This window comes from Acinetobacter lwoffii, from assembly GCF_024129355.1.
Lineage (GTDB): Bacteria > Pseudomonadota > Gammaproteobacteria > Pseudomonadales > Moraxellaceae > Acinetobacter > Acinetobacter lwoffii_I.
In genome coordinates, this window is sequence record NZ_JAMXXP010000020.1 from 1 (window position 1) to 14,006 (window position 14,006).

A 14,006-nucleotide genomic window follows, 5' to 3' on the forward strand; every position below is an offset into this window, starting at 1 on the left:
CTTCCTGCGCACGAATACAGCCGGCAAAATAACGGAAATGGTCAATAGCCAGCGGAATATCGGCAGCCAGCGTTTCACGGATCGGTTTGCCATTGTCCCAGGTTTCTGCCACAGCCAACATTTCCAGATTTTGTTCCAGACGGTCGGCAATTTTCAACAGAATATTGGAGCGGGTGGTCGGTGATGACTGGTTCCATTGTTTTTTGGCTTTGTGTGCTGCATCAAGTGCCAATTCAATGTCTTCTGCAGAAGAACGCGGAACCTTGGTAAAGACTTTGCCATCTACCGGAGAGAGATTGTCAAAGTATTCGCCTTTAACCGGAGCGGCCCATTCGCCGCCAATAAAATTCTCGTATTGTGTTTTAAATTGGATTTTTGAACCGTCAGTATTGGGGTCTGCATAACGCATAATCTATTCCTTTATATGATTGTTAGTGGTGCAGGTCGAGCGCATGTTGCCGATCAAAAAATATAGGCGATTCTGCATTCAGCTCTACTATAAAGAGGGAAAAAGACGGGCGGTTGTTTGTTTACAGGCTTGCTACAAAAGACAATATTTGGAGACAAGCAGTAGAAGAATAAAAGTTATAAATTCTCAAGTCTTAAATTTAAAAACAAGGGTTTATAGCACTTATAAACCATCGAAAAATTGGCATATTTTTAATGCGCTTGATTACATTTAGACCTAGTCAGGATTTAAAAGAAGCCAAGCAGGAGAAATGAGGGTAAGTTTCATTTCTCCTCGCTGCTTTATTTAAAGTGTTTAAAGGCCTTGGTCATGCAGCCACTGAAACAGTTGCTGATAAACCTGCTTACGCACAGATTGCTCTGAAAGTACCAGATCATGTAAACCGTTCTGGATACTTTGAACAGTGACATCGCCTTTAATTTTTTTGGCATATTTTTGAATGTCTTTAATGCCTAAAATTACATCGCTGCTCTGTGCGGCTTTGCCCCATTTTTTAGGGTATAAGGTCTGATGCGAATGCATGATGAGTACCGGAACATCGAGCTGAACACCGCGATGAATTTCCTTCTGTGCCTCATGAATGGCACGAATAAAACTGATCCGAACCATCGGATAGCGGGTCTTTTTCCAGTCCAGACTGAAGTCCCATTCGCCTTTTAAATCCTTATGCAGGCTGGTGGCATACCACTTGTTCAGCTCGCTTGGAAATTTAAGATTGGGAAAAATTTTGGCCAGTCTGCTCAGTTGCGGAATGCCAAGCGCACGTTTAATCGGATTCATATTGAAGTCATAAAATGGACTGTTGACCCAAAGTGCTTTAATTAAAGAATGCTGCGGATGATGTGCCGCATACAAGGTCGTGGTCAGGCCGCCGGTAGAATGACCACAGAGCAGGGCAGCATCGTGACCCTCGGCTGCTATAATGTCGAGTGCCTGGGTAATTTCTGCATCATATTCAGCAAGGTCATACACGTTATAATATTTTTGATGCGGCAGAATCGAACGGCCGTATTTTCTCAAATCCAGCGCATAAAAATCAAAACCATGCTGATTAAAGCGCTCTGCCATTTCGGTCTGAAAAAAATAATCGATAAAGCCGTGAATATATAGAACTGCTTTTTTTGTAGGTTGGGCTGCTTTTTTACGGATCAGGGTTGCTACGACTTTGCCCTCATAATCATCGGGAAAGTTTAAGGTCGCTTGCTCATAACCTGTCCCCAAAATATCGGGCTGATAAAGCGGTTGCAGTTCACTCATTGTTATACTCGTTGGTCTTATTAAATTTATGCTTTATCCTTGATGAGCTGAGGTTTTTTGTCAAACAGATCTTGCTGCCGATTTAAATTAAAAATACGAATAGGGATTAATTTTAGAAACCGTCCAAAACCTAGGCTGAAAATGAGTGTTATCAGATTATAAAATCCTGCTACAAGTATTATAAATTTGCTAAATGACCTAACAGCTTAAAATCAGGCTAAGCTATATAAAATAAACAAAGTGATGTGACTATTTTGGCAGAACTGCCGAAGATTGATTAGATGAGTTAAATAATGCCCAGAGAAAATTTGAACAGTAAACGCCCTTTATATATTCCTTATGCTGGAAATACTCTGCTAGAACTCCCACTACTCAATAAAGGCTCTGCATTTTCTGAAGAAGAGCGTAGAAGCTTTAACTTGCATGGCTTGATTCCTCATGTCACCGAGACGATTGAAGAACAAAGTCAGCGTTCTTATCAGCAGTATTGTGCTTTTAGCAGTGATATTAACAAGCATATTTATTTGCGGAATATTCAGGATACCAATGAGACCCTGTTTTACCATCTGATTGAAAATCACCTCAGTGAGATGATGCCGATTATCTATACCCCGACTGTGGGTGAGGCATGTCAGCGCTTTTCTGATATTTATCGCCGTCATCGTGGGATCTTTATTTCCTATCCTGACCGTGATCAGATCGACCAGATTATTCACAATATCAATAAAAAGAACGTGAAAGTGATTGTGATTACAGATGGTGAGCGCATTTTGGGTCTTGGAGATCAAGGCATCGGTGGTATGGGGATTCCCATTGGAAAACTGGCACTCTACACCGCATGTGGCGGGATCAGTCCGGCCTATACCTTACCGATTACTCTTGATGTCGGTACCAATAATCAGCAGTTGTTAAATGACCCGATTTATATGGGCTGGCGTGAACCACGAATCAGCGGCGATGAATACTATGCTTTTGTCGAGACGGTGATTCGGGCGATTCAACAGCGCTGGCCAGATGCCTTAATTCAGTTTGAAGACTTTGCACAGAAAAATGCCATGCCTTTGCTGGAAAAATATCGTGATCGAATCTGTTGTTTTAATGATGATATTCAGGGCACCGCAGCAGTGTCTGTCGGCAGCCTGATTGCTGCTTCGCGTGCAGCAGGTAAACAGCTCAAAGATCAGGTGGTTACTTTCCTGGGTGCTGGTTCAGCTGGTTGCGGGATTGCAGAACAGATCATTAAGCAAATGGTTGCTGAGGGTTTAAGTGATGCTGAAGCGCGTGCACGCGTATTTATGGTCGACCGCTTTGGCCTGATCACTGAAAATCAGCCGAATTTATTGGATTTCCAGCGCAAACTGGCACAGCCTCTTGAAAATGTAGAAAGCTGGGCAGATGCAGAGAGCATGATTTCTCTGCTAGATGTAGTTAAGCGTGCCAAACCGACGGTATTGATTGGTGTATCTGGACAGCCGGGTTTATTCACTCAGGAAGTGATTGAAGCCATGGCTGAAAATAGTGTACAACCGATTATTTTCCCTTTATCCAACCCGACTTCCCGCGTAGAAGCTGTTCCGGCAGATATCTTGCAATGGACCAATGGCAGAGCATTGATTGCGACGGGTAGCCCATTTGCACCAGTGAATTATCAGGGGCAGATTCATCATATTTCACAATGCAATAACTCTTATATCTTTCCGGGCATTGGTTTGGGTGTAGTTGCTTCAGGTGCAAAACGTGTCACGGATAATATGCTGATGGCCTCGAGTAATGCCTTGGCGGACTGTTCTCCGAAACTGAAAGATCCTCAGGCAGATTTATTGCCGAATCTGGATTGTTTACAGTCAATTTCGAAGCAGATTGCCTTAAAAGTGGCACTTGCTGCGATTGAAGACGGAGTAGCACCGAAAGTCAGTGTAGAAGAATTGCAGCTAGCAATAGAGCATAATTTCTGGACACCGCAATACCGTGATTATCAGCGAATTACCTTTTAATTGTATTGAAGATGGATTCTTATCATCGCTAGTTTTTTTGCGCTAGCCTGCTTTCATCTGATTCATTGATGGAATATCAAAAAGCCCTGATCTTTTGATGAGGGCTTTTTTATTGCCGTAGGGGGGGTACTATGGTCACATCTTGGTTATAAAATCAGAAAGTACTTTAAGAATTTGTTATTGAGTGAAACAAAAATGAAAGGATCATTTAAAAAAATAACATCAACATAAAAAAAGCCCCGATCTTTCGATCAGGGCTTTTTTAGAATCTGGAGCGGGAAAGGAGACTCGAACTCCCGACCCCAACCTTGGCAAGGTTATGCTCTACCAACTGAGCTATTCCCGCGGAGTCTATAAAGTTTTTTAAATGAAAAAACTAAATGAAAAAATTTTGAGCGGGAAAGGAGACTCGAACTCCCGACCCCAACCTTGGCAAGGTTATGCTCTACCAACTGAGCTATTCCCGCATGCCGTGTATAATACAGCATGCAAAAATGTGGTCAACACCTTTGTTAAAAATCTTGCATCAATTGCATAAAATAAAAGCAAAATGCTGTAGATTAGACAATAAATAACCAATATTCATATAGAAATCAATGAAATTTCACCACAATCAACGGATTGCACCTGAACAGATTACCGAAATACTCGGCAGAACAAGGTATACTGGGATTATATTTTTGAAGATTGGAGTCAGGCCATGAGCTTAGAACAACAACTGAAAGATCGTTTGGCGCAATTAGCCCCAACCCATTTGGAAGTGGTGAATGAATCTTCGGGTCATGGCGGTTATTTTCCGGGAAAAGAATCGCATTTTAAAACCGTGATTGTGAGTCAGGTTTTTGAGGGTTTACGTCCAGTCCAGCGTCATCAGAAAGTTTATGCTGCTGCGGGTGATTTGCTGTCAAAAGACAAGATTCATGCGCTGGCCATTCATGCATTTTTGCCTGAAGAATGGGCAGGTCAGGACACCACCAGCCCTGCTTGTGCACACGCACCAAAAAACTAAGAGGACATGATGGAAACCCAACTTTTAGTCAAGATTATTCATATGTCGGCAGCAGGACTGGCGATTGTCACCATTCTTGCCCGTGCCTTCACCTTGTTTGTCGGTACACAAGGGAATTTACCTAATCCGGTGGCACGTACAGCGCTCGTGGCCTTACAGCATTTAGCCATCACGGTAATTGCACTGACCGGTATTATGTCGCTCGTCCTCAAAGACTTTGATGTACAGCCTTGGTTTTATGCCAAAGTCATTTTATTTTTGGTACTGGTGTCCTCGTTAGGCAAAGCCTATAAAAAAGATGATTCTATCTTGCTATCGCAGCGTCGGGCTGGCTTAGTTATTGCTGTAGTTTCGTTGGTGTCTATTCTGGCTTTGGTAATGATCAAGCCGAATTTTGGCTAAAAGCAAGCTGGCTGTGATGATCAGCACAGCCAGTCCATGCAAATAATTAAAAAATACAAATGTGGTAAAAGTAATTAAAAATGTGAGGAGGGGACATGCGTACACGTGTGGTATTTAATCAAAAGGGTGGGGTAGGCAAGTCGAGTATTACTGTCAATCTGGCAGCAATCAGTGCACATCAGGGCTTAAAAACCTTATTGATTGACCTGGATCCGCAGGCCAACTCTAGCCAGTATGTGCTGGGCGATGATGCGACGTATTCTAGTGACAAGCCGGCACTCGAACCAAATATAGAAAACTATTTTGAAGATGTACTCGGTAATCAGCAAAGCAAGGGCCTACTCGGCAATGCGATTGGCTCGATTTTAAAAAGTCGTAGCAAAGGCTTGGAAAGTTATGTGCATCAATCCTCTTTTAAACATCTGGATGTCATTCCGGCTAGTCCAACGCTGGGTGCATTGGCCCATGCACTGGAGTCCAAGCACAAGATTTATAAGCTACGAGATGCCTTGCAACAACTGTCGGGGCATTATGACCGGGTATTTATTGATACACCGCCTGCATTCAATTTCTTTACCCTCTCTGCTCTCATTGCGGCGAACCGCGTGCTGATTCCATTTGACTGTGATGTATTTTCTAAACGTGCCCTACAGACCCTGATTGAAAATGTCATTGAAACCCAGGATGACCATAATGAAGGGCTGGAAATCGAAGGGATTGTCGTGAACCAGTTTCAGGCACAGGCCAAATTACCGCGTGAAGTGGTACAGCAACTCAAAGATGAAGGGTTGCCGGTCCTCGACAGTATGTTGCCACCGTCAATCTTGATGAAAGAATCTCATCAGAAAAATCTGCCTTTGATTTATTTGGCTACTGATCATAAATTGACTCAGGCGTATCAATCGTTGTTCAATGAGATAGAGCAGAATTAAGATCGAGTTAGCTATGAAACTTGTGAAAATAAGCCTGAGTATTGCTGCACTTGCATTACTGAGTGCCTGTGCAACGCCGGTAAAACCGACTTATGTGTCGCCAACCCTCTATCAGACCTTGGGTTGTTCGCAACTACAGGGTGAATATAACCGTATTCAGCAGTATATCGACAATGGCGTTGAGCCACCGAAACGTACTGGCGTCGGTGTGGGCGTTGGTCTTGGTGGTGGCTGGGGCAGTCGCGGTGGTTGGGGTATTGGCCCGAGTGTTTCGGTCAATATGGGACAGTCATCCGATACCAAAAGAACCGAACTGGCACGGCTTTTAGGCGAGCAGGAAGCGATTGTACAGGCCGCGCGTTATAAGAACTGTCCGATCATCGTTCAGCAGGCGACGCCTAAATAAATCATTCAACATTAAACGGATAAATGCTGACTTTAGGTCGGCATTTTTTATTGTTTTCATCAAGAATAGGGCAGTTTAAATTAAGATAAAACTCACGGGAAATTGACCAGAGTGTATATAAATCTGAAATTTATAAGCTTGTTATCCCACTCCCATATTGATTAAGCTACAACCTTGGCCCGGAAAAGTTCATTGCGATGATTGAAAATTGGTTATTTGTTTTAGGACTCATTGCTGTGTTGATGGTTCCAGGGCCCGCCAATGCCTTGGTGGCCAGCTCTGCTCATCAGCAGGGGCAGGCTAAAACCAGTCTCTATCTTCCTGCCATTTTGCTCGGCTATTTTTATGCCATTAATGTTTGGGCCTTGTTGATTCATCTGGCGTCACCGATCTGGCCAAACTTTAAAGGCTTGGTCTATGTACTGAGTACCATCTGTGTGGGCTGGATGACCTTGCATTTATATAAGGCTCAGCAGTTAGAACGTTACAGCAAAAACCATCCGCAGATACGTCCCTGGCAAATGTTTACAACTACCCTAAAAAATCCTAAAGCAGCATTGTTGGCCTCCGGGATTTTACCGATGGAAACCTGGCAAAGCCCGACCAACTTCGTTCTGGTTTTTGCTGCCTTTAGCTTGAGTACCGTTCCAGTCGGGATTTTCTGGATGGTCTTTGGTCAGGCCATATTGACCAGTCCATCTGAAAAAATAAAAGCCGGCCTCATTTATAAAGGCGCGGCTTTATTTGTCCTGCTTTGTCTGATCCCACTCCTGATCAGGCTATGGGATTAAACGCACAGGCTGTAAAAAATCTTAATCTAAACAGTTCTTAAGCTGTTTTACTTTTTTTGAGCTTTTGTTGAATAAAGCCAATCACACCTGGCAATACACTTAAAATAATGATGCCAAAAATCAGATAGGTAAAGTTGTCTTTGACGATCGGCATATTGCCAAACATATAGCCCAAAATGACAAATGAGCCAATCCAGGCGAACGCACCCACCACATTATAGGTCAGGAAATATTTGTAATTCATGCTGCCAGCACCGGCGACGAATGGTGCAAAGGTACGGGCAAAAGGAACAAAACGCGCAAAAATAATGGTCTTACCACCATGTCTGGCAAAGAATTGCTGAGTCGCCAATAAGTGTTTTTTATTGATAAAGCGCGATTCGATCTCGAAAACCCGAGGACCAATATATTTCCCAATATGATAATTCAAGGTGTCGCCCAATACTGCCGCCACAAACAAGAGTGGAATCAGCACCCATGGATCCATCGCACCAGTAGAGGCTGCCAGTGCACCTGCTGCAAATAGCAAGCTGTCGCCGGGCAGGAACGGCATCACCACCAGACCTGTTTCTACAAAGATAATCAGGAAAAGAATGGCATAAATCCAGATCCCGTAATTGGTGATAAATTCAAGCAAGTGATCATCAACATGCAAGATAAAATCAATCAGTTCCATGAGCCCAGTACAAGCAAAAGTGTGGTCAAATCCTAACAGCCCGGGGCATGAAAGTCAGTACCAGAAAGTAAAATAATTAGCGCTTCATCCATCTTCAATTGAGCCAAAATTTCTCTTACATATTATCTTCAGATTTTTATAAAAACAGGCTTAGTTGGATTAAATCTTGGGCTTAAAAATATAAAAATGACAGACTAAGAAAGGCATCCGAAGGGATGCTTTGTTGTGCTAGAAATATAATGCAATCAACTAAATGTATACCTAATGCGAATTGTGTGCTTAATGCGCTGAAAAATGTTAGAATACGGCGCTTATCTTTCGTTTGCCTTTCATAGTTGTTCGTCATGACTACCAATACTCAAATTACTGAAGATCGTATCCTGATTCTGGATTTCGGTTCTCAATATAGTCAGCTCATCGCACGTCGTGTTCGTGAAGCTGGTGTATATTCTGAAATGTATGCCTATGATATGTCTGAAGAAGACATTCGTGCATTTAATCCAAACGGTATCATCTTGTCTGGTGGACCTGAGAGCGTTCACCTTGAAGGCAGCCCGCGTGCGCCACAAGTGGTATTCGAGCTGGGTGTGCCGGTATTGGGTATTTGTTATGGCCTGCAAACCATGTGCGAACAGCTTGGCGGTAAAGTTGAGCCAGGTACTGTGCATGAGTTTGGCTATGCAGAAGTAGATATTGTTGTACGTGACAAGCTGATCGGTAATTTACAGGACCGTGAAAACCAGCTGCATGTCTGGATGAGTCATGGTGACAAGGTTGCCCGTATTCCAGAAGGCTTCCAGATCACTGCACAGACGCCTAGCTGCCCAATTGCGATGGTATCTGATGAAACTCGCCGTTTCTATGGTATTCAGTTCCATCCTGAAGTGACACATACGTCTAAAGGTGCAGAATTACTGTCGAACTTCGTGCATCAAATTTGTGGCTGTCGCGGTCTGTGGACGCCAGAACACATTATTGATCTACGTGTAGAACAGCTTCGCCAACAGATTGGTGATGAAAAAGTATTACTAGGACTTTCTGGTGGTGTGGATTCATCTGTAGTGGCAGCGCTGTTGCATAAAGCGATCGGTGATCAGCTGACCTGTGTATTTGTAGACAACGGTTTGCTTCGTTTGAACGAAGGCGATCAAGTGATGCAAATGTTTGCTGATAACATGGGTATCCGCGTGATTCGTGCTGATGCTGAAGAGCGTTTCTTGACTGCGCTTGCAGGTGAAGTTGATCCTGAAGCAAAACGTAAAATTATTGGCCGTGAATTTATTGCTGTCTTCGCTGAAGAAGCACGTAAATTAGATGGCGTAAAATTCCTTGCACAAGGTACGATTTATCCAGACGTGATTGAATCTGCTGCAAGCAAGCAGGGTAAGGCGCATGTGATTAAATCACACCATAATGTGGGTGGTTTACCAGCAGATCTAGCGTTTGAACTGGTTGAACCATTACGGGACTTATTTAAAGATGAAGTACGTAAATTGGGTACGACTTTAGGCTTGCCACACAGCATGATCTACCGTCATCCATTCCCGGGCCCAGGTCTAGGTGTGCGTATCTTGGGTGAAGTGAAAAAAGAATATGCAGACATTTTACGTCTTGCGGATGACATTTTCATGCAGGAACTGCGTGCCAGCGGCTGGTATGACAAGACTGCTCAAGCATTTGCAGTATTCCAGCCAGTAAAATCGGTGGGTGTAGTCGGTGATGGCCGTCGTTATGCATGGGTGATTGCACTGCGTGCGGTAGAAACCGTGGACTTTATGACGGCTCGTTTCGCGCATCTTCCTTATGATTTAGTCGATAAGATCTCGACCCGTATCATGAATGAAATTGCTGAAGTTTCTCGTGTTGTGTATGACGTATCGTCTAAACCACCAGCAACAATTGAATGGGAGTAATTTAGGGGTTTCGGACAGCACTGCTGTCCGCCTAAATTACGCCAAGCGCTATGCGCGTGGCAGTATCTGGTTTATCAGATATAACCTAATAAAAAAGAGCGCTTCGGCGCTCTTTTTTTGATTTATACTGAATAAAAATAAACCTTTAAAATCTAAAAAATGCCTTTACCTACTTATGATCAATTAATGCTGCCTTTAATGAAATTATTATCAGAATTAAATGAGCCAATAAAAATTTCGGATGCTGCGAATATCCTAGCTGAACGTTCCAATTTACACGAAGAGGATTTAAATAAAATTCTTCCGAGCGGGAAAAATATATTTAAAGATAGAGTGGCATGGGCAAAGACCTACTTAGTTAAGGCGGGCTTAGTTCAACAACCGAAGAGAGCATATTGTGAGATTAGTAGCTTGGGTAGACAGGTTGATTTAAAAAGTTTAGATGCTATAACAAATGAATATTTAGCACAGTTCAACGGATTTTCAGATTTTAAATTAGGAAAGAAAAATAAAGATGAGTTTGGGATCGGGAATCTACAAGTTATTGAAAGCCTAAATAGTTACCAAGAAACTCAGACTCCAGAAGAAACAATCCAGAACACAACGGAATTATTAAAATCTGATTTGAAAAGTGATTTGCTTCAGATGGTAAAAGATAAATCTCCTTCATTTTTTGAAAGACTGGTTGTCGATCTTCTGGTGGCAATGGGCTACGGCGGTTCACATCAAGATGCAGCTCAAGCGATTGGTAAAACCAACGATGGTGGAATTGATGGTGTAATTAGTGAAGATCGATTAGGGCTAGATAAAATTTACATCCAAGCGAAACGTTGGAAAGATACTGTTGGTCGTCCCGACATTCAACAGTTTAAAGGTGCTTTGGCCGATCAAGTTGCTAAGAAGGGTGTATTCATTACTACGTCAAGTTTCAGTAAAGAGGCCATTGAGTCGGCAAGAAAATCCGGTATTGTTTTAATTGATGGCGATAAGCTGACGTCTTTAATGATTGAATTTGGTTTAGGTGTACAAATAGAACGTAGTTTTCATATCTATAAAATCGACCAAGATCGTTTTGATGAAGATAATTTTTAACGGGTAATTTAAGCCGGTTTAACCTGCCAGTTTTGCAGCTCCCCAGCTAAACTTTGCTCCAGATCTGGATCATAAGCTTCAACCCGATTCCGTCCATTGGCTTTAGCCTGATATAAGGCAATATCGGCCTGTTTAATCAGGGTCATTAAATCTGTTTCACAGCTTTCCAGAATGGCAGCACCAATCGAAATGCTAAAACTGAAACGATGCTGGCTGTCTAGATCGATCACAATATTTTCAATGTTATGCCTTAAACGCTCGGCAACTTTTAGCGCTTCATCCAGAGAGGTTTCGGGTAAAAATGCAATAAATTCTTCACCGCCATAGCGTGCCAAAATATCATGCTGTCGCATTTCACTGCGTGTGCTCAGGGCAATCGTCTGTAAGACCTGATCTCCGATATCATGACCATAACGATCATTAATCTGCTTAAAATGATCCACATCAAATACCAGTAAATTCATAGGTACCGGTTGATCAAAATTCTGTTGTACCAGTTGTTGCGCGAGATATTCAAAACAGCGACGGTTATTCAGGCCGGTGAGGGAATCGGTATGGGCCATATTTTCAAAGGCCTGCCGGTTATATTCATTCAGGGTATGCTGCAAGAATACCATGCATGATTTTAAGGTCGAGCTCCAGCTAATATATAGACTGAAGGTCAATACTGGTAGATAAATCAGGGAAAATAAAAACATCTGGTACAGGTCAGATCGAGTATTGAAATATACACCGATGTAAATCATCAAAGTAATCAGACTCGAAGTAATCAAAGACGGCCAGAACCGGATCTGCACACATAAATTGGCCAACACAATAAAAACCAAGGAGGCATATTGATAAATGAGGGTATAAGCACTTTCAGACTGATTTAGATTAAAAAACCAGATGGCACTTGCGCCAATAATTGAGGTAGGTAAGAGTAAATCAAACACAGGTAAATTGCGGTAAGAGTGATACATCCAGATCGTGATCAGTACGATCAGAATGGTATAGCTAATTTTGGTCAAAATGAGCAAATTGAGAATATCATGCAGCACCAGAATATCGGCGAGGGTATAAGAGGCATATGCCAGCTGTGCGAATAAATTAACCTGTAATAGGTATTTTAAAGTGAGCTTCTTTTGATGGGCATAGTAGGCCGGTTTTAGAGGCGCAGGAATACGAATAAGCGGATCTTGAAGAGCCTCCTGAATCAGGGTACGTGATTCTTTTTCGTTATCATGCGGCATGCAGCCTTCCCAAATTAAAATATATAAAAATGAATAAGATGAAATTTATATATAGTTGTATAAAAAATATTCTATTCTTTTGTTGGATATTTTAAAAGTGGAAGAATCAAATTTATTTTATAAAATGAAATCCCCGATTAGTGCATTCTAAGGATGATCCTAGCTTATAGAACAGACTAATGATCCAGCTTTAATTCGCCGTTGACTGGGCTGGTTGAGTGTCTGGCTTAAATACATTCCAGGGATTTTCTGTCGCAGGCTTGGGCTTATTCAGCATATCTGGATGATAGACCTCAATCCGGTTTCGGCCAGACTTCTTGGCCTGATACAAGGCAATATCGGCTTGTTTGATCAGGTCTTCCAGGGGTTGGGTATGGGATTCCAGTTCTGCTACACCGATCGAAATGGTGAACCGGATGGCATGATTGGATTCAACATAAATATACTGCTTTTGAATTGCACAACGAATTCGTTCTGCAATCACCAGGCTGTCTTGTAGCTGAGTATCTTCCAGGAGAGCGATAAACTCTTCCCCGCCAAAACGTGCCAGTACATCGCTATGCCGCATTTCTTTACGGGTCACTTCAGCAATCAGTTGTAGCACCCGATCACCGACATCATGCCCATAGCTATCATTAATATTTTTAAAATGATCCACATCAAACATCAACAGGCAGCTACTGGCATGTTTGGGCCATTGATGAATAGAGCGTTCAGCCATATCGACAAAATGGCGACGGTTGTAGAGCTGGGTCAAATCATCGGTATGTGCCAGATTCTTTAAGGTTTGATAGTTCCATTCATCAAGCAGGGAGCGCAGAAAAGAACGCCGCACATTCAGAATATTATTCCAGTTAATATAAATGCTAAAAAACCACAGTGGACTAAAGACCACACTAAAAATAAAGGCTTGAGAGGCACTCATGAACTGGGTCACCCCAAGCATGATAAACAGCGCAATCAAGATGGAGCAATAGACTGCGACTTTAAACTGGGTCTGCACACAGAGATTGGCGATAAGAATAAAGATCGCAGAGGCATAAATATAGATGGCAACATGGGGACTGGTTGAAAGCGCGAGTAAGCTAATCCAGGCCGCTGCAGCTACAGTGGTGCCTATCGGCAAGATTCTGTCCAAAATCTGAATATTTTTATATTTTTTAAACAGGTAATAACAGCAAAACATCGCCCCCAGAACCAGAACGACGCGCATCAGACCAGAAATAAAAAACATATCTGGAATAATCAGAATATCGGCAAAGAAATAGAGTAAAAAGGCAATTTGCGCCAGATAGTTAATTTGACGCAAGTTATGATGACTATGCGTATAGACATAATCATGAAAATACTGCTGAAACGGGGCAGGAATACGGGCATGAGGATCTGTCAGCGCCTGTTCAATCAGCTGACGGTTCTGCAGATCACATTCAGATAATTTCAGTGATTTATCGGTCGTCGAATTTTGAAAAGATACATTCGCCGTTGAATATATATTTTCATTCTGAGCAGACATGTCCTGGTCCAGTATTATTTTTATAGGTGCCTATTATGCCGTGGTTGAGTAAAAAATAACCTCCCAAAAATTGGGTATCCGGGAAGTTTTTAATGCTAAAACGTAACAAAATTTGTGTTTTGTTAAATGGAAAGTGATTGAAATACATGAATAATCATCTTATTCATGGGGGGCTTTGGATGTTGTTGATTCGTTTCACGTGAAACATAAATGACATTCCTGATCTTCAGTTTATTTAAACTCATAACGCCATGTACCTAAATCATGATTGACTTGCTAAAACTCAAGTTTGGGGCTTTGGATACAAATCTCATCAGCTT

General features: G+C 42.3%; 13 protein-coding genes and 2 tRNA genes. 8 read left to right on the forward strand and 7 right to left on the reverse strand.

What is annotated here, in order from left to right; genetic code table 11:
• The coding region (locus NI468_RS10310; protein ID WP_253101698.1) for an aldehyde dehydrogenase family protein at positions 1-409 on the reverse strand (409 nt) is incomplete at its 3' end.
• 354 nt (positions 410-763) lie between these two features.
• Entirely contained in the window at positions 764-1,726 is a 963-nt protein-coding gene (locus tag NI468_RS10315; RefSeq protein ID WP_253101701.1) for an alpha/beta hydrolase, read from the reverse strand.
• Between the two features lie 293 nt (positions 1,727-2,019).
• On the opposite strand from NI468_RS10315, the gene NI468_RS10320 reads away from it, so the two are divergent.
• Entirely contained in the window at positions 2,020-3,720 is a 1,701-nt protein-coding gene (locus tag NI468_RS10320; RefSeq protein ID WP_253101704.1) for an NAD-dependent malic enzyme, read from the forward strand.
• 270 nt (positions 3,721-3,990) lie between these two features.
• Here the strand turns inward: NI468_RS10320 and NI468_RS10325 are convergent.
• Positions 3,991-4,066, reverse strand: a tRNA-Gly gene (locus tag NI468_RS10325).
• 48 nt (positions 4,067-4,114) lie between these two features.
• Positions 4,115-4,187: transfer RNA gene (locus tag NI468_RS10330), tRNA-Gly, on the reverse strand.
• Positions 4,188-4,420: 233 nt separating this feature from the next.
• On the opposite strand from NI468_RS10330, the gene NI468_RS10335 reads away from it, so the two are divergent.
• From NI468_RS10335 to NI468_RS10355, 5 genes are all read left to right on the forward strand, one after another.
• Positions 4,421-4,729, forward strand: coding sequence for a BolA family protein (locus NI468_RS10335; protein ID WP_253101707.1), 309 nt, complete (start codon positions 4,421-4,423; stop codon positions 4,727-4,729).
• A gap of 9 nt (positions 4,730-4,738) precedes the next feature.
• Complete coding sequence (locus NI468_RS10340) at positions 4,739-5,131, forward strand: SirB2 family protein (protein WP_174894703.1); 393 nt, start codon at positions 4,739-4,741, stop codon at positions 5,129-5,131.
• 95 nt (positions 5,132-5,226) lie between these two features.
• The gene (locus NI468_RS10345; RefSeq protein ID WP_129717385.1) at positions 5,227-6,063 is read left to right on the forward strand and encodes a ParA family protein; all 837 of its coding nucleotides are present in this window, start codon (positions 5,227-5,229) and stop codon (positions 6,061-6,063) included.
• A 13-nt stretch (positions 6,064-6,076) separates the two neighbouring features.
• Complete coding sequence (locus NI468_RS10350; RefSeq protein ID WP_129717383.1) at positions 6,077-6,469, forward strand: hypothetical protein; 393 nt, start codon at positions 6,077-6,079, stop codon at positions 6,467-6,469.
• A 197-nt stretch (positions 6,470-6,666) separates the two neighbouring features.
• The gene (locus NI468_RS10355; protein ID WP_005245346.1) at positions 6,667-7,260 is read left to right on the forward strand and encodes a hypothetical protein; all 594 of its coding nucleotides are present in this window, start codon (positions 6,667-6,669) and stop codon (positions 7,258-7,260) included.
• A 37-nt stretch (positions 7,261-7,297) separates the two neighbouring features.
• On the opposite strand, the gene NI468_RS10360 is transcribed toward NI468_RS10355, so the two are convergent.
• Positions 7,298-7,936, reverse strand: a complete 639-nt coding sequence (locus NI468_RS10360) for a DedA family protein (RefSeq protein WP_005264627.1) — start codon at positions 7,934-7,936, stop codon at positions 7,298-7,300.
• 344 nt (positions 7,937-8,280) lie between these two features.
• On the opposite strand from NI468_RS10360, the gene guaA reads away from it, so the two are divergent.
• Both guaA and NI468_RS10370 read left to right on the forward strand, forming a co-directional pair.
• On the forward strand, positions 8,281-9,849 hold the full coding sequence (guaA, locus tag NI468_RS10365) for a glutamine-hydrolyzing GMP synthase (RefSeq protein WP_005245345.1): 1,569 nt from the start codon (positions 8,281-8,283) through the stop codon (positions 9,847-9,849).
• Between the two features lie 159 nt (positions 9,850-10,008).
• A complete protein-coding gene (locus NI468_RS10370) occupies positions 10,009-10,941 on the forward strand; it encodes a restriction endonuclease (RefSeq protein ID WP_004280964.1) in 933 nt (310 codons plus the stop codon).
• An 8-nt stretch (positions 10,942-10,949) separates the two neighbouring features.
• On the opposite strand, the gene NI468_RS10375 is transcribed toward NI468_RS10370, so the two are convergent.
• Together NI468_RS10375 and NI468_RS10380 are read right to left on the reverse strand one after the other, a co-directional pair.
• Positions 10,950-12,173 (reverse strand): GGDEF domain-containing protein, encoded by a 1,224-nt coding sequence (locus NI468_RS10375; protein WP_253101710.1) that lies wholly within the window; start codon positions 12,171-12,173, stop codon positions 10,950-10,952.
• A gap of 190 nt (positions 12,174-12,363) precedes the next feature.
• Positions 12,364-13,686: a GGDEF domain-containing protein gene (locus NI468_RS10380; protein WP_253101713.1), complete on the reverse strand. Its 1,323-nt coding sequence runs from the start codon at positions 13,684-13,686 to the stop codon at positions 12,364-12,366.
• Positions 13,687-14,006: the final 320 nt, after the last annotated feature.